Genomic DNA, 15,633 nt, shown 5'->3' on the forward strand with positions numbered 1-15,633 from the left:
CGGAATGAGCGGAACCACCATGAAAAACGGCCCGGCGGATCGCTCCGCCGGGCCGTGCATGGCAGCCGTAAAGCCGCTTACAGAATGTCCGACGCGTAATCCGCGAGTCGCGAGCGTTCGCCGCGCGCCAGCGTCACGTGCCCGCTGTGCGTCCAGCCCTTGAAGCGGTCGACGACATACGTGAGCCCCGAACTGCCTTCCGTCAGATAAGGCGTGTCGATCTGCGCGATATTGCCGAGGCACACGATCTTCGTGCCCGGGCCCGCACGCGTGACAAGCGTCTTCATCTGCTTGGGCGTCAGGTTCTGCGCTTCGTCGATGATCACGTACTTGTCGACGAACGTCCGGCCGCGCATGAAGTTCATACTCTTCACCTTCAGACGCGAGCGGATCAGCTCCTGCGTCGCGGCGCGGCCCCATTCACCGGCGGCGTCGTCGGTCTTCTGGAGCACTTCGAGGTTGTCGTCGAAGGCGCCCATCCACGGCTGCATCTTCTCTTCCTCGGTGCCCGGCAGGAAGCCGATGTCCTCGCCCACCGGCACGGTCGCGCGCGTCACGATGATCTCGTTGTAGCGCTTGTCGTCGAGCACCTGTGCCAAGCCGGCGGCGAGCGCCATCAGCGTCTTGCCGGTACCGGCCTGACCGAGCAGCGTGACGAAGTCGACTTCGGGGTTCATCAGCAGGTTGAGGGCGAAGTTCTGCTCGCGATTGCGCGCGGTGATGCCCCACACATTGTTCTTGTGATGGCCGTAGTCACGCAGCGTCTGCAGCAGCGCCGTCTTGCCGTTGAGTTCGCGCACCACGGCGTGGAACGACGGCTCGCCGTTCTGCGGTTCGAGATAGACGAACTCGTTGACGAGCATCGACGGACACAGCGGACCGGTCACGCGGTAATACGTGGTGCCGGTCTTGGTGTCCTGCCAGCTTTCCATGCCCTTGGCATGCCGCGTCCAGAAGTCCTGCGGCAGCGCGCGCACGCCGGAGTAGAGCAGGTCCTTGTCTTCCAGGACCTGATCGTTAAAGTAGTCTTCGGCGGGCAGCCCGAGCGCGTGCGCCTTGATGCGCATGTTGATGTCTTTCGACACCAGCACGACCTGGCTTTCCGGGCGCTCCTTCTGCAATGCGCGCACGACGCCGAGGATCTGGTTGTCGGCCTTGCCGACCGGCAGGCCCTCAACCGGCTCGATGTCGGTGAGCGTCGTCTGGAAGTAGAGGCGGCCGAGCGCGTCGCGGTTGCCCTGCGCGGCGAGCGGAATGCCTTCCGTCATCTTGCCTGCATGAGCGACGAGCGCGTCCAGCGTGCGGCTCACCTGACGCGCATTGCGCGCCACTTCGGACATGCCCTTCTTGTGGTTGTCGAGTTCTTCGAGCGTCATCATCGGCAGATAGACGTCGTGTTCCTCGAAGCGGAACAGCGAGCTCGGATCGTGCATCAGCACGTTGGTGTCGAGCACGAACAGCTTGCGCAATTCGGCTTCGGCGGCGGCGCCCTTGCGGCGTTTGCCGGACGCGCGCGTGTCCTTCGCGTTCGACGGGGCAACCGCGACAGGCGCATCGGCCTGCTCGACGCGTTCGGAGCGTACTTCGGTTTCGTCCTGCTTCGAGCGGACGGCGGGCGCCGGCTGCAACAGCGCCGCGGTCTGCCGCGATTTGCGGCCGCGTGTGGGAATGGTGCCGGGCGCGGGCGGCGGCACGGCCGCATCCACCTGCGCTTCGGCGGGAACCTGGGTCAGCACTTCGCTGGCGATGGCGCGCAGCGTGTGCGCCGCGTTCGCGGGACGTTCGGCGGTGGCCGTGGCGGCGCCGCCATGGACTTCGTCGTCGCTCGCCGCAGCGGGCTTCTTCGACGATTTCGAAGGCCGGGCTTTGGCCTTGTACTCGTCGGACGGAAGGAGATGGCCGAGCTTGGCCGGGGCGGTAGGCAAAGGCATGGTGTTCCCTCGAAAGGAATCGGGTCGTGTATCGTGCGCCGCCTGTCGCATCCTGCTCGTCCGCCCTCGCAGCGAGACGCGTGCCGCAGTTTGCGCCCGGCGGCGCGCTTCAATGTCGAAAACGCCGGTTCGCCTAGGTGTCGATCTGCTCCTCGGGATTGCGTCAGTGGATCATTGCGCGGTGCGTGGCTCCGCGCGATGCCCAATAAAAAAGCCGCCGTTCCGACTACCGGAACCAGCGGCTGACTTCTCTTTCAGAGCGCCTGCGCCGACCCGCTGCCTCACCGCCCGGATAACCCGGATCCATGCCGACCGCGCCGCAGGGCGCACGACGGCTCGTGCCGGGAAGGAGGAAAGTGAAGGGACAGGCGCTCATTGCGAACCAATATATCGTGCCTCAAATGGCTTGTACAGCCTCCACGATGGCCTCGACGTGCCCAGGCACGCGCACGCCGCGGAACTCCTGCCGCAACACGCCCTGGGCGTCGATCAGGAAGGTCGAGCGCTCGATGCCGCGCACTTCCTTGCCGTACATCTTCTTCATCTTGACGACATCGAACTGTGCGCAGATGGCTTCGTCGCTGTCCGACACCAGCGTGTAGGGCAGTTCCAGCTTGGCCTTGAAGTTGTCGTGCGACTTCACGCTGTCGCGCGAGATGCCGACCACTTCCGCGCCGGCCTTCCGGAACAGCTCGTAGTGGTCGCGGAACTGCAGGCTTTCGGTCGTGCAACCCGGCGTGTTGTCCTTCGGATAGAAAAACAGCACGACCTTCTTGCCGCGCAGGGAGGAGAGGGTGAACTCGCCACCAGTTGCGGGTGCGGTGAAATCGGGAACGGGCTGGTCGACAGCGACTGACACGAAGGCTTCTCCGTTGTTGTGGGTTGTTGGTGAGGGAGACGATCCGCACGCGCGCTGCCCGAACGAGACTCAGGCCCGGATTCAGCCCGGCTGGACGATCAGTTCGCCCGCGCGGCCCGGAATCTCGCCCCACGTGACAGGGTACGTGGGCAGCGTCGCGCGGTCCAGCGCCGCATGATAATCGCCCATCGTGGCGAAGACGTGTCCCTGCGCGCGCCAGCCGGCCAGCAGTTGCCCGAACACGGGCGCGAGCTTCTGGCCTTCGAGCTCCGCGTGCAGCGTGAACACCTGGTCGTGCGGGTTGTTCTCGGTGTGCTTCAGCAGATGCGCGGCGACGTTGCTTTCGTCGACACCCGCCACGCCGAGCACTTCGTCGAGCGTCGGCAGGGTGGTGGGCATCTGCACGTGGTTCAGCGTGCGGCCGTCGAGCACGGGAATGTAGGGCGTGTGGCCGCGGCCGTCGGAGGCGTAGCGCATGCCCCACGCGTCGATCTGCTCGAACGCGTGGCCGTTCATCTGCCAGCCGGCCGCGCCGTGCGTGACGGGCGGCGCGCCGAAGATCTCGATGAAGCGCGCATGGCTCTGCTGCATCTGCGCCACGGTCCAGTCGCGGTCACGCGCGCGCACGTTGTCCTGCCAGTACACGTGGTCCCACGTATGGATGCCGCATTCGAAGCCGGCTTCGTGGATGGCGCGCATCTCCGACACGGCTTCGCGGCCGATGTCCGGTCCCGGCAGCAGCACGCCGTACATCAGCGTCTTGAGCCCGTAGTGTTCCACCACCGAAGTCCGCGACACCTTCTTCAGGAAGCCCGGCCGGAACACGCGGCGCAAGGCCCAGCCGGTATGGTCCGGACCGAGGCTGAACAGGAAAGTGGCGCGCGCGGCGTACTGGTCGAGCAGACGCCCGAGATTGGGCACGCCTTCGCGCGTGCCGCGCAGGGTATCGACGTCGATCTTGAGGACAATGCGTGCCACGCGGCGTCCTCGCGCTTACGCCTGCTCGACGAGCTTGCGGGCTTCGCCCACGTGCCCGCGATACGCTTCGAAGATCTTGCGCAGCGCGTCGTCCATGCTGGCCTGCGGGGCCCAGCCGAGTTCCTGCATCGTGTTGTCGATCTTCGGCACGCGGTTCTGCACGTCCTGGTAGCCCTCGCCGTAGTACGCGCCCGACGAGGTCTCGACGAGCTGTACTTTCTTCGCCGTGTCCGCGTACTCGGCATATTCGTTGGCGAGCGCCAGCATCTTGCCCGCCAGCTCGCGCACCGAGAAGTTGTTCTTCGGGTTGCCGATGTTATAGATCTTGCCGCTGGCCACGCCGCCCTTGTTCTCGATGATCTTCATCAGCGCGCCGATGCCGTCGTCGATGTCGGTGAACGCGCGCTTCTGCGCGCCGCCGTCGACGAGGCTGATGTTCTCGCCGCGCACGATATGGCCGAGGAACTGCGTCACCACGCGCGACGACCCTTCCTTCGGCGTGTAGATGGAGTCGAGGCCCGGGCCGATCCAGTTGAACGGACGGAACAGCGTGAAGTTCAGGCCTTCCATGCCGTAGCCCCAGATCACGCGGTCCATCAGCTGCTTGGAGCACGCGTAGATCCAGCGCGGCTTGTTGATCGGGCCGTAGGAGAGCTGCGAGTTCTCCGGGTCGAACTGCTCGTCGGTGCACATGCCGTACACCTCGGACGTCGACGGAAACACCAGGTGCTTGCCGTACTTCACGGCCGATCGCACGATGGGCAGGTTCGCCTCGAAGTCGAGTTCGAACACGCGCAGCGGCTGCTTCACGTAGGTGGCGGGCGTGGCGATGGCGACCAGCGGCAGGATCACGTCGCACTTCTTGACGTGATACTCGACCCATTCCTTGTTGATCGTGATGTCGCCTTCGAAGAAGTGCATCCGCTCGTGATTCGCGAGGTCGCCCAGACGATCGGTTTGCATGTCCATCCCGAAGACTTCCCAGTCGGTGGTCTCGAGGATGCGCTTGGACAGGTGGTGGCCGATGAAGCCGTTGACACCCAGGATCAGAACTTTTTTCATGAATGACGAGAGGATTGAGTGAAGCGGCCGAACGCGGTGGCGAATTCGGCAGGGCTGATGACGCGCTCGTCGCCCACGGGTTGGCCGTCGGCGGACAGCGGCCGATGGCGCAATTCGTGGATGGCGATGACGCGGCCATCGCCGCACACGCCGAACAGCGCATTATCCGTCACGGCAAGGCCCGGGGGCAAACCGCGCAGCTCACCGAGCCTTTCCGGCGTGACGCCCGGTGCGCCGCTTTCCGGCACGAGCCGCGCCCGCGCGACGATGAAGCGGTCAGCGCCGAGATCCGTGAACGCGCCCGGATAAGGCGGCGCCACGGCGCGAACCAGGTTGTAGACGCGCGTGGCCGGCTGGGTCCAGTCGATGCGTCCGTCTTCCGGCTTGCGCCCGCCGTAGTAGCTGCCGGCGGCGAGATCGTTCGGCAGGCGCGGCGCGTCGCCGGCCAGCAGCGCGGGCAGCACGCGCCAGAGCGTCTGCTCGGCGGCGACCACGGTCTTGTCGAAGACCTGCGCGGCGGTGTCGTCGGGAAGGATGGGCACCGGCGTCTGCGCGAGGATCGCGCCGGCGTCGGGCTTTGCGGCCATTTCATGCAGCGTTGCGCCGGACTCGGTTTCGCCGTTGAGCACGGCCCAGTTGGTCGGCACGCGGCCGCGGTACTTCGGCAGCAGCGAGCCGTGCATGTTGTACGCGCCGCGCCGCGCGAGCGACAGCAGCGCCACCGGCAGCATGTGGCGGTAGTAGAACGAGAAGATGAAGTCGGGCGCAAGCCGTTCGACGGCCTCGTGAAGCTCGGGCGACTTCGGATCGGCCGGGGTGAGGGTGGCGATGCCATGCTCCGCCGCGACCCGCGCGACGCTCTCGAACCAGATGTTCTCGCTCGCGCTGTCCTCGTGCGTGACCACCAGCGCGACCTCCACGCCGCGCGCGAGCAGCACCTGCAGGCAACGCACGCCGACGTCGTGATAGGCGAAGACGACTGCGCGCGGCTTCATGCGCCGTCTTCCTCGCGCGTGACCACGGCGACCTGCTGCACGGCGTCCTGCAGCGGCCGGGTGGCGGTGGGCAGGCCGTCGCGCTCTTCGAGGATGGTCTGCACCAGATAGCGGGGCCGCGCGCGCACTTGCTGGTAGATCCGGCCGATGTATTCGCCCAGCAGCCCGAGCGCGAAGATGATCACGCCGAGCATGAAGAAGGTGATGGCGAACAGGGTGAACACACCCTGGACTTCCGCGCCGAACATGAAGCGGCGGATCAGGAGCAGCAGGAACAGGCCCGCGGATCCCACCGAAAGAATCACGCCGATGAACGACAGCCATTGCAGCGGCACCACCGAGAAGCCGGTGACCAGGTCGAAGTTCAGGCGGATGAGGCTGTAGAGCGAATACTTGGATTCGCCCGCGAAGCGCTCCTCGTGGGCCACGTCCACTTCGATGGGGTTCTGCGCGAAGGTGTAGGCGAGGGCCGGAATGAAGGTATTGATTTCGCCGCAGCGGTTGATCGTGTCGATGATATGGCGGCTGTAGGCGCGCAGCATGCAGCCCTGGTCCGTCATGCGGATCTTGGTGATGCGCTCGCGCAGCCGGTTCATCGCGCGCGACGCCTTCTTGCGCCACAGGCTGTCCTGGCGCTGCTGGCGGATCGTGCCGACGTAGTCATAACCCTCGTGCATCTTCGCGACCAGCTTGCCGATTTCCTCGGGCGGGTTCTGCAGGTCGGCGTCGAGCGTGACGACGATCTCGCCGCGCGACTGCTCGAAGCCCGCGAGGATCGCCATGTGCTGGCCGTAGTTGCCGTTCAGCAGGATGACGCGCGTGGTGTCGGGGCGCGCGTGGAACTGCTTCGCCAGCAGCGCCGCCGACTTGTCGCGGCTGCCGTCGTTGATGAAGATCACCTCGTACGACGTGCCGAGCGCGTCGAGCGCCGGATACAGGCGCTGGAACAGGGCGGCGAGGCCGGCTTCCTCGTTGTAGACGGGGATGATCACCGAAAGCTCGGGGGAAGTCGCCGGAAAATCGAAATGACTCATGTTGCGCTGGTTGTCCCTGGGTTGCCCGTTATTCGGATGCATGTCTTGAGCGTTTCTCTAGGCGTGTTCATCGTCCGAACTGCTCGCAGATCGCATCGATGGACTTCACGACATGATCCACGTCGGCGGTCTCCATCAGCGTGAAGAGCGGCAGCGTGAGCGTGGCCGCGCCGAGCTTCTCGGCATGCGGGAACATGCCTTCGTGGAAACCGCGCGCGCGATACAGCGTGAACAGATGCAGCGCCGGATAGTGCACGCCCGTGCCGACGCCGCGTTCCTTCATCTCCTGCATGAACTCGGCGCGCGTGAGCGTGAGCCGCTCCAGAGGCAGCGCGATCTGGAACATGTGCCAGTTGGCGTCGCTGAAGTTGCGCGGCGGCAGGCCCGTGCCGAGGCGCACGGCTGCGCCGCCTTCGAACGCGTCGAAGTACGCGCGCGCCAGCTGGCGGCGTTTTTCCGTGAAGCGGTCGATCTGGCGCAACTGGCCCAGCCCGACGCGCGCCGCGACGTCGGTCAGGTTGTACTTGCCGCCGAGCACGTCGCAGTCCATGCCGTCGAAACCGGTGCGCGTGATGCCTTGCAGGCGGTACTTGCGCGCGAGTTCCGCCTCGTCCTCGTTGTTGAGCACGAGCGCGCCGCCTTCGATCGACGTCAGGTTCTTGTTCGCGTGGAAGCTGAACGAAACCAGGTCGCCGATGGCGCCGATGCGCTTGCCGTTCCAGCTCGACCCGAAGGCCTGCGCCGCGTCCTCGATCACGCGCAGCCCGTGCGCCCGTGCAATCTCATAGAGCCGGTCCATGTCCACCGGCAGCCCCGCCAGATACACCGGCATGATGGCTTTCGTGCGCGGCGTGATGGCGGCTTCGAGCAGGTTCAGGTCGAGATTGCGCGTGACCGGATCGATGTCGACGAACACCGGCGTCGCGCCCACTTCGAGGATCACGTTCGCCGTGGACACCCAGGTCATCGGCGTGGTGATGACTTCGTCGCCCGCGCCGACGCCCGCGATGCGCAGGCCGATTTCCATCGTGCAGGTGCCGGAGTTGAACACCCGCACCGGCCGGCCGCCGCAATACGCCGACAGCTCCGCTTCGAACTGCTGGTTCTGCGGGCCGGTGGTGATCCAGCCCGAACGCAGCACGTCGACCACGCCCTGGATGGTTTCTTCGTCGATGTCGGGCTTCACGAAAGGCAGGAACGGCCGCGAGGTTTGAGTCATGGGCTATGCGTTGTAATTGATGATTGATCCGGACAGGGCCGCCGCGGGTCGGGACGCGAGGCGGGCTGCACTTCAGCCGCGCGCGAGCACCACCACGCCGACCAGGATGATGCCGATGCCGATGAGCCGCTGCATCGACAGCACTTCGCCGAACAGGTACCACGCCGCGAATGCGTTGACGACGTAGCCGAGCGAGAGCATCGGATAGGCGATCGACACGTCCACGCGCGACAGCCCGACGATCCACACGACCACGCTCAGCACGTAACAGCTCAACCCGCCGATGATGGGCAGCTGCGTGGCAATCTTGAGGCCGACCGGCACGATATTGGCAGGCGTGAAGTCGAAATGGCCCACCGCGTTCACGCCGGCTTTGAGCAGCAACTGGGCGCATGCGTTCAACGATACGCCGATGATGATGCAAATGAAGGAAATCAGGTTCATCGTGAAAGGTCGGGTGCGGGTCAAGGATACCCGGTTCGCCACCAAATGCCGCACGGCCGTGCGCTTCAAATGCGCGACCGAAAGGCATTCGAAGGCTCAGGGCTGCGGTTTCTCGACGATCACGCGACGCTCGTCGCGCGCGATCACCTGCATGGGCACGTGACGTTTTTCAAGCTCGTCGTAACGGTAGGGCGGCATCAGCGCGAGCGCCGCGTGCTCCGAATCCCAGATTCGGACCCACTCGTCGATGCTCGGCACCCATTTCTGCGGCTCGGCATGCACGCCGAAGGTCAGCTCGTCCGCTTCGCCGACCATGATCATCGTGTGGCCGAGGTAGAAGGGCATCGTGTGATCGAGCTTGGCGATCGAATAGAAGGGCGTGTCGGGCGGCAATCTCGCCATCGCGGCCTTGACGGCCGGCACGAGCTGCACGCCCGAACTCTGCGTGCCGAAGACATCGTGGCCGCAGCCGGCGATCGTGCCCAGCAGCAGCCACGCGGCCCCCAGTCCGGTGGCGCTCGCCAGGACGCTGCGGCGGTTCAGCCACAGCGCGACCAGCGTCGCGACGAACGCCACGGCAAGCCCGGCCCACACCCACAGCTGGAAGACGCGATAGAGCGCGTTCGGCGTGTTGGCGCTGCCGGCCCGGCCGATGAAGATCGCCCCGAGCGCCGCCGCGACCAGGAACACCGCATAGCCGATCAGATGCATGCGATAGCGCTGCGGCGTCAGCGACGGCAGATAGAGCCCGATCACGAGCGCCAGCGCCGGCGCGACGGGCAGCACGTAGGAGATGAGCTTCGAGTGCGACGCGCTGAAGAACAGGAAAATGAACGCCGACCAGATCAGCAGCATGGTGACGGGCGCGAAGCCGTTCGGCTGGCGCGGCGTGCGGATGCCGTGCCACACGCTCTGCGCGGCCACCGACAGCCACGGCAGGAAGCCGACCAGCAGCACGGGCACGAAGTAGTAGAACGCGCCCGGGCGATTCTGCTCGGGCGTCAGATATCTCTGAAATTGCTGGACGATGAAGAAGAAGTTGAAGAATTCGGGATTCTTCATCTGCACGAGCACGAACCACGGCGCGGTGATGACCAGGAACACGATCAGTCCGCTGCCGATATAGAGCCGCTTCCACAGCGCCCAGTCGCGTGCGACGAGCGAATAGAGGATCAGCACGGCGCCCGGCAGGATCAGCCCGACCAGGCCTTTCGACAGCACCGCCGCGGCCATGCCGCCCCAGCACAGCCACATCCAGCCGCGCACGGCGCGCGCCGGCAGCCCAGGACGCTGCGCCAGCATCAGCGCGCACAGCGTGACCTGCATCCAGAACGACAGGGCCATGTCGAGCGTGTTGAAGTGGCCCATCAGGTTCCAGTAGGGGCAGGTCGCGAGCACGACGGCGGCGGCGAAGCCCGTCATCGCGTTGAACACGCGCGTGCCGGTATAGCCGACCAGCAGCACGCCGGCGAAGCCCGTGAGCGCCGTGTAAAGCCGAGCTTGCCATTCGCCGATGCCGAACCACGCGAAGCTCAGCGCGTTTGCCCAGGTTTGCAGGGGCGGTTTCTCGAAATATTTGTAGCCGTTGTAGCGCGGCGTGATCCAGTCGCCGGTCACGAACATCTCGCGGGCCATTTCGGCGTAGCGGCCTTCGTCGCTCGGCACCAGGTGGCGATAGCCCAGCGGCCCGAACCAGACGAGCGCGAGCGCCAGGACCAGGAGGATGAGCGCGAGACGGGTGAGCGGTAGCCGCGAAGGCGTATCGTTCATGAAGTCGACCTGTCCGATGCCGCGATGCGGCGCTAGTGGAACGAAAGGGGCGGCAACGCCCGGCGGTTCGGGGTATTCGCGGCGTCGGGCGCGTCTGCGTTGCCGCCGCGACGGTCCGGCGTCCTGCGGTCCGTTGCCATGAATGCCGGGCGGGAGTTTAGCAGTACGCCACGGCGCACCCTGCTGGAGCGTGCTCGCCTGCACCGCAGCCTGCACCGAATTCAGGCGCGCGGCCGGAGTCTGCCAACCGTTCCTTAACGGTTCCTTAGCGCACTTCTGGCGTTTGCCTCCGGATCGATCAGCGTTCGATCAGCAAGGCCGCCGCCACGCGCCGGCCTTCGGACATGAGGATGTTGTAGGTCCGGCAGGCGGCGCCGAAGTCCATCGTTTCGACGCCGATGCGATGCTGCGCCAGGCTCGCCGTGAGGCGCGGATGCGGAAAGCGCAGGCGCGTGCCGCTGCCGAAGATGACCACCTCGGGCGCGGCGTCGATCAGCGCCTCGAAGTGCTCGGGGGCCAGCGCGTCGAACGACGCAACCGGCCATGCGGTCACCGGCGTTTCGGGCATCACGATCACGCTGCCTTCGTGCCGTTCGAGGTTGATCGCGACGAAACCGTCTCCGTAGCTCGTGATGGTATTGAGTGCGCTGGTGGAATCCTGGTGAAGTTTCAAAACAGTGATCCGGCAGGGAAGGGATGAAGGGCCCGGCAGGTGTTACGCGACGTGCAGGCGTGCGGACGCGCCGGCCAGGTCACTCGCGCCCGCCCGCAGGGCGCGGCGGCGCGACTTTGGTGCATTGCGCAACGGAGCCATAATCAGTAAATTATAACTTTCCGGCTGCCGGGCCCGCTCGCGCCGCCCGTTGCGCTCGCTGCCGCCACAAGCCGCCATCGCGCGCAATCGCCGCTTCCGGCTTAGTCTCCGGTCCGCAACGCTCAAGCCTACCCGGCGCTGCGTCTAGAATATGTCGTCCGGCGCCCGGGCGGCTTGCCCGAAACTCATCAGCCCAGGTTGAAGTCGCTTTCGAAGCCCAGGCTCCCCATCCCGGTCTGCCACGCTCGTCCGCACGCTGTCCGCGCGCGAGGCTGGACACACGGATGACCGGGCCGGAATCGCGCAACCTTTGGCGTGCAACACCGCGTGTAACACCCGTGTGCAAAACCGGCGAGTACGACGCCCAAGCCGCACCGAACCAGACAACGTCCGTCCACACATCCAGACCAGAGCGCCCGCCGTGAAACCGATTCTGAAATCCAACAAGCTGCAAAACGTCTGCTACGACATTCGCGGACCCGTGCTCGAGCACGCGAAGCGCCTCGAGGAAGAAGGCCACCGCATCATCAAGCTCAATATCGGCAATCTGGCCCCGTTCGGTTTCGAGGCGCCCGATGAAATCATCCAGGACATGATCCGCAACCTGCCGGGTTCGTCGGGTTACTCGGATTCGAAAGGCGTGTTCGCCGCGCGCAAGGCGATCATGCATTACACGCAGCAGAAGGGCGTGGAAGGGGTGGGACTGGACGACATCTACATCGGCAACGGCGCGTCCGAGCTGATCGTCATGGCCATGCAGGCGCTCCTCAACGACGGCGACGAAGTCCTGCTGCCCGCCCCCGACTATCCGCTGTGGACGGCGGCCGTGAGTCTCTCGGCCGGCACGCCGCGCCACTACCTGTGCGACGAAGGCAACGGCTGGATGCCCGACCTCGACGACATCCGCGCGAAGATCACGCCGAACACCAAGGCGCTCGTCGTCATCAACCCGAACAACCCCACCGGCGCGCTGTACTCGGATCAGCTGCTGCTGGACCTGATTGCGATCGCGCGCGAGCACGGCCTCATCATTTTCGCCGACGAGGTCTACGACAAGATCATCTACGACGGCCTCACGCACACGTCGATGGCCGCGCTCTCCGAAGACGTCATCACGGTGACCTTCAACAGCCTGTCGAAGAGCTATCGCTCGTGCGGCTACCGCGCGGGCTGGATGGCCATTTCCGGGCTGATCGAAGAGAACCGCCGCCGCGCGAAGGACTATCTCGAAGGGCTGGGCATCCTGGCGTCAATGCGCCTGTGCCCGAACGTCCCGGGCCAGTACGCGATCCAGACGGCGCTCGGCGGCTACCAGAGCATCAACGACCTGATCCTGCCGGGCGGACGCCTCTACAAGCAGCGCGAGCTCGCCTACGACATGCTCACCGCCATTCCGGGCGTGACCTGCGTGAAACCGCAGGCGGCGCTCTACATGTTCCCGCGCCTCGATCCGAAGATGTACCCGATCCAGGACGACCAGCAGTTCATCACGGATCTCCTGCTGGAGGAGCGCGTGCTGCTGGTGCAGGGCACGGGCTTCAACTGGCCGACGCCGGATCACTTCCGCGTGGTTTTCCTGCCGAATGTCGACGACCTCGCCGACTCCGTGAATCGCATCGCACGATTCCTCGACGGTTATCGCAAACGCCACTCCGCTTAATTTCCCTTTTAAAGAAGCACGCTGCATGGAACCGATCAAAGTAGGACTTTTGGGCTTCGGCACGGTCGGCAGCGGCACCTTCACGGTGCTGCGCCGCAACCAGGAAGAAATCAAACGCCGGGCGGGCCGCGGCATCGAAATCTCGCGCATCGCCGTGCGCACGCCGTCCAAGGCAGAAGTGGCCACGGCGCAGGGCATCCCGGTGACGGACGACTTCAACGCGGTGGTGGACGACCCGTCCATCGCGATCGTCTGCGAAATGATCGGCGGCACGGGCTTCGCGCGCGAACTCGTGCTGCGCGCCATCGCCAACGGCAAGCACGTGGTCACCGCCAACAAGGCGCTGCTCGCGGTGCACGGCACGGAAATCTTCGAAGCCGCGCGCGCCAAGGGCGTCATGGTCGCGTTCGAAGCCGCGGTGGCCGGCGGCATTCCGATCATCAAGGCGCTGCGCGAAGGCCTGACGGCGAACCGCATCGCGTACATCGCCGGCATCATCAACGGCACCACGAACTACATCCTCTCCGAAATGCGCGACCGCGGGCTCGACTTCGCCACCGCGCTCAAGGCCGCGCAGGAACTCGGCTACGCGGAAGCGGACCCGACCTTCGACATCGAAGGCGTCGACGCCGCGCACAAGGTCACGATCATGAGCGCCATCGCGTTCGGCGTGCCGGTGCAGTTCGAGCGCGCCTACGTGGAAGGCATCAGCAGGCTTGCCGCCATCGACATCCGCTACGCCGAAGACCTCGGCTACCGCATCAAGCTGCTGGGCATCGCGCGGCGCACGGAGCAGGGCATCGAGCTGCGCACGCATCCCACGCTGATCCCGGCGAAGCGCCTGCTGGCGAACGTCGAGGGCGCGATGAACGCAGTCGTCGTGCATGGCGACGCGGTCGGCACCACGCTGTACTACGGCAAGGGCGCGGGCGCGGAGCCGACGGCGTCGGCGGTGGTCGCGGATCTCGTCGACGTGACGCGCCTGCATACGGCGGATCCGGAGCATCGCGTGCCGCACCTGGCGTTCCAGCCGGACAGCCTGTCGAACACGCCCATCCTGCCGATCGACGACGTGACGAGCGGCTACTACCTGCGCCTGCGCGTCGCCGACGTGACCGGCGTGCTCGCCAACATCACGCGCATCCTCGCGGACAAGGGCATTTCCATCGACGCGCTGTTGCAGAAGGAATCGGAGGAAGTGGACGGCGCCGGCAAGGGCGAGACCGACATCATCCTCATCACGCACGAGACGGTGGAAAAGAACGTGAACGCGGCGATCGCGGAGATCGAGGCGCTGTCCACGGTGGTCTCGAAGGTGACGAAGCTGCGCATGGAAGCGCTCAACTGATCAGGTACGTGACATGAACTACATTTCGACGCGCGGCGCGGGCAGCAACGAGCGCCACACGTTCTCCGACATCCTGCTGGGCGGACTCGCGAAAGACGGCGGGCTGTATCTGCCGGCGGAGTATCCGAAGGTCAGCGCCGACGAACTCGCGTGCTGGCGCACGCTGTCGTACGCGGATCTCGCGTTCGAGGTGCTCTCTAAGTTCAGCGACGACATTCCCGCCGCCGATCTCCGCTCGCTCACGCGCAAGACCTACACCGCCCAGGTGTACAGCAACGTGCGCCACGAGGAAAGCGCGGTGCAGATCACGCCGCTCAGGACGCTCGGCGTCGAGAACGGCACGGCGCTGTCGCTGCTGGAGCTGTCAAACGGTCCGACGCTCGCATTCAAGGACATGGCCATGCAGCTGCTCGGCAACCTGTTCGAGTACGCGCTGGCGAAACACGGCGAGACGCTGAACATCCTGGGCGCCACCTCCGGCGACACCGGCAGCGCCGCCGAATACGCGATGCGCGGCAAGGCCGGCGTGCGCGTGTTCATGCTTTCTCCGCACAAGAAGATGAGCGCGTTCCAGACGGCGCAGATGTTCTCGCTGCAGGATCCCAACATCTTCAACCTCGCGGTGGAAGGCAACTTCGACCATTGCCAGGACATCGTGAAGGCCGTCTCGAACGATCACGCCTACAAGGCGCGCCACAAGATCGGCACGGTCAATTCGATCAACTGGGCGCGCGTCGTCGCGCAGGTCGTGTACTACTTCCGCGGCTATTTCGCGGCGACCACGGACAACAGCCAGCAGGCGTCGTTCACGGTGCCGTCGGGCAATTTCGGCAACGTGTGCGCGGGACACATCGCGCGGATGATGGGTTTGCCGATCGACCAGCTGGTCGTTGCCACGAATGAGAACGACGTGCTCGACGAGTTCTTCCGCACCGGTGTGTATCGCGTGCGCGGCGCGGCGGAGACGTATCACACCACGAGCCCGAGCATGGATATCTCGAAGGCGTCGAACTTCGAGCGTTTCGTGTACGACCTGCTCGGACGCGATCCTGCGCGCGTGCTGCAACTGTTCCACGACGTCGAGGAAAAGGGCGGCTTCGACCTCGCCGCGAGCGGCGACTTCGCGCGCGTGAAGGAATTCGGCTTCGTGTCGGGCAAGAGCGGGCACGACGACCGCGTGAACACCATTCGCGACGTGTTCGAGCGTTATCACACGATGATCGACACCCACACGGCGGATGGCGTGAAGGTCGCGCGCGAAAACCTGAAACCCGGCGTGCCGATGATCGTTCTCGAAACCGCGCAGCCGATCAAGTTCGGCGAAACGATCCGCGAAGCGCTGAATCGCGAGCCGGAGCGTCCGGCGGCGTTCGCGGGACTTGAAAAACTGCCACAAAGGTTCGATATCGTTCCTGCGGATGCAGACGTCGTGAAAGCGTTCATCGCCGAGCGCACCTGACCACAGGAGCGCATCCGCCACGGGCGGAGCGTCGCGGGAACGCACGGGGCGCAGCGGGCA

Annotated in this window: 13 protein-coding genes; 3 read left to right on the top strand and 10 right to left on the bottom strand. The window is 65.4% G+C overall.

The genetic code is table 11. From position 1 onward, the window contains the following. Window positions 1–77: 77 nt before the first annotated feature. The 10 genes from QCE69_RS06385 to QCE69_RS06430 form a co-directional block, all read right to left on the bottom strand. Window positions 78–1,931, bottom strand: a complete 1,854-nt coding sequence (locus QCE69_RS06385; RefSeq protein ID WP_309915719.1) for a PhoH family protein — start codon at window positions 1,929–1,931, stop codon at window positions 78–80. 397 nt (window positions 1,932–2,328) lie between these two features. Next, window positions 2,329–2,790, bottom strand: coding sequence for a peroxiredoxin (locus QCE69_RS06390; protein ID WP_309915722.1), 462 nt, complete (start codon window positions 2,788–2,790; stop codon window positions 2,329–2,331). Between the two features lie 81 nt (window positions 2,791–2,871). Beyond that, window positions 2,872–3,768, bottom strand: a complete 897-nt coding sequence (locus tag QCE69_RS06395; protein WP_309915724.1) for a polysaccharide deacetylase family protein — start codon at window positions 3,766–3,768, stop codon at window positions 2,872–2,874. A gap of 15 nt (window positions 3,769–3,783) precedes the next feature. Next, window positions 3,784–4,830: a bifunctional UDP-4-keto-pentose/UDP-xylose synthase gene (locus QCE69_RS06400; protein ID WP_309915726.1), complete on the bottom strand. Its 1,047-nt coding sequence runs from the start codon at window positions 4,828–4,830 to the stop codon at window positions 3,784–3,786. Further along, a complete protein-coding gene (locus tag QCE69_RS06405; protein ID WP_309929949.1) occupies window positions 4,827–5,825 on the bottom strand; it encodes a formyltransferase in 999 nt (332 codons plus the stop codon). Before QCE69_RS06405 ends, QCE69_RS06400 begins: the two co-directional genes overlap by 4 nt. Beyond that, on the bottom strand, window positions 5,822–6,859 hold the full coding sequence (locus tag QCE69_RS06410; RefSeq protein WP_309808196.1) for a glycosyltransferase: 1,038 nt from the start codon (window positions 6,857–6,859) through the stop codon (window positions 5,822–5,824). The genes QCE69_RS06405 and QCE69_RS06410 overlap by 4 nt, the downstream gene beginning before the upstream one ends. 67 nt (window positions 6,860–6,926) lie before the next feature. Continuing rightward, on the bottom strand, window positions 6,927–8,078 hold the full coding sequence (locus tag QCE69_RS06415) for a DegT/DnrJ/EryC1/StrS aminotransferase family protein (RefSeq protein ID WP_309915732.1): 1,152 nt from the start codon (window positions 8,076–8,078) through the stop codon (window positions 6,927–6,929). A gap of 72 nt (window positions 8,079–8,150) precedes the next feature. Then, window positions 8,151–8,522: an EamA family transporter gene (locus QCE69_RS06420; RefSeq protein WP_409021168.1), complete on the bottom strand. Its 372-nt coding sequence runs from the start codon at window positions 8,520–8,522 to the stop codon at window positions 8,151–8,153. Window positions 8,523–8,618: 96 nt separating this feature from the next. Beyond that, complete coding sequence (locus QCE69_RS06425; protein WP_309929953.1) at window positions 8,619–10,292, bottom strand: glycosyltransferase family 39 protein; 1,674 nt, start codon at window positions 10,290–10,292, stop codon at window positions 8,619–8,621. 298 nt (window positions 10,293–10,590) lie between these two features. Then, complete coding sequence (locus QCE69_RS06430) at window positions 10,591–10,965, bottom strand: Mth938-like domain-containing protein (protein ID WP_309929954.1); 375 nt, start codon at window positions 10,963–10,965, stop codon at window positions 10,591–10,593. A 562-nt stretch (window positions 10,966–11,527) separates the two neighbouring features. Between QCE69_RS06430 and QCE69_RS06435 the strand changes: the two genes are divergently transcribed. From QCE69_RS06435 to thrC, 3 genes are read left to right on the top strand one after another with little or no spacing between them, the layout of a single operon-like run. Then, window positions 11,528–12,766: a pyridoxal phosphate-dependent aminotransferase gene (locus QCE69_RS06435; RefSeq protein ID WP_309808201.1), complete on the top strand. Its 1,239-nt coding sequence runs from the start codon at window positions 11,528–11,530 to the stop codon at window positions 12,764–12,766. A 25-nt stretch (window positions 12,767–12,791) separates the two neighbouring features. Continuing rightward, window positions 12,792–14,114, top strand: coding sequence for a homoserine dehydrogenase (locus QCE69_RS06440; RefSeq protein ID WP_309929955.1), 1,323 nt, complete (start codon window positions 12,792–12,794; stop codon window positions 14,112–14,114). Between the two features lie 13 nt (window positions 14,115–14,127). Continuing rightward, a complete protein-coding gene (thrC, locus tag QCE69_RS06445; protein WP_309929957.1) occupies window positions 14,128–15,573 on the top strand; it encodes a threonine synthase in 1,446 nt (481 codons plus the stop codon). Window positions 15,574–15,633 lie beyond the last annotated feature (60 nt).

It is taken from the genome of Caballeronia sp. LZ032, assembly GCF_031451315.1.
Classification (GTDB): Bacteria; Pseudomonadota; Gammaproteobacteria; order Burkholderiales; family Burkholderiaceae; genus Caballeronia.

Bases quoted from the DNA above. Each gene is read 5' to 3' on its own strand.
- QCE69_RS06385 (WP_309915719.1), bottom strand. From the start codon at position 1,931: ATGCCTTTGCCTACCGCCCCGGCCAAGCTCGGCCATCTCCTTCCGTCC.
- QCE69_RS06400 (WP_309915726.1), bottom strand. From the start codon at position 4,830: ATGAAAAAAGTTCTGATCCTGGGTGTCAACGGCTTCATCGGCCACCAC.
- QCE69_RS06405 (WP_309929949.1), bottom strand. From the start codon at position 5,825: ATGAAGCCGCGCGCAGTCGTCTTCGCCTATCACGACGTCGGCGTGCGT.
- QCE69_RS06410 (WP_309808196.1), bottom strand. From the start codon at position 6,859: ATGAGTCATTTCGATTTTCCGGCGACTTCCCCCGAGCTTTCGGTGATC.
- QCE69_RS06415 (WP_309915732.1), bottom strand. From the start codon at position 8,078: ATGACTCAAACCTCGCGGCCGTTCCTGCCTTTCGTGAAGCCCGACATC.
- QCE69_RS06420 (WP_409021168.1), bottom strand. From the start codon at position 8,522: ATGAACCTGATTTCCTTCATTTGCATCATCATCGGCGTATCGTTGAAC.
- QCE69_RS06425 (WP_309929953.1), bottom strand. From the start codon at position 10,292: ATGAACGATACGCCTTCGCGGCTACCGCTCACCCGTCTCGCGCTCATC.
- QCE69_RS06440 (WP_309929955.1), top strand. From the start codon at position 12,792: ATGGAACCGATCAAAGTAGGACTTTTGGGCTTCGGCACGGTCGGCAGC.
- thrC (WP_309929957.1), top strand. From the start codon at position 14,128: ATGAACTACATTTCGACGCGCGGCGCGGGCAGCAACGAGCGCCACACG.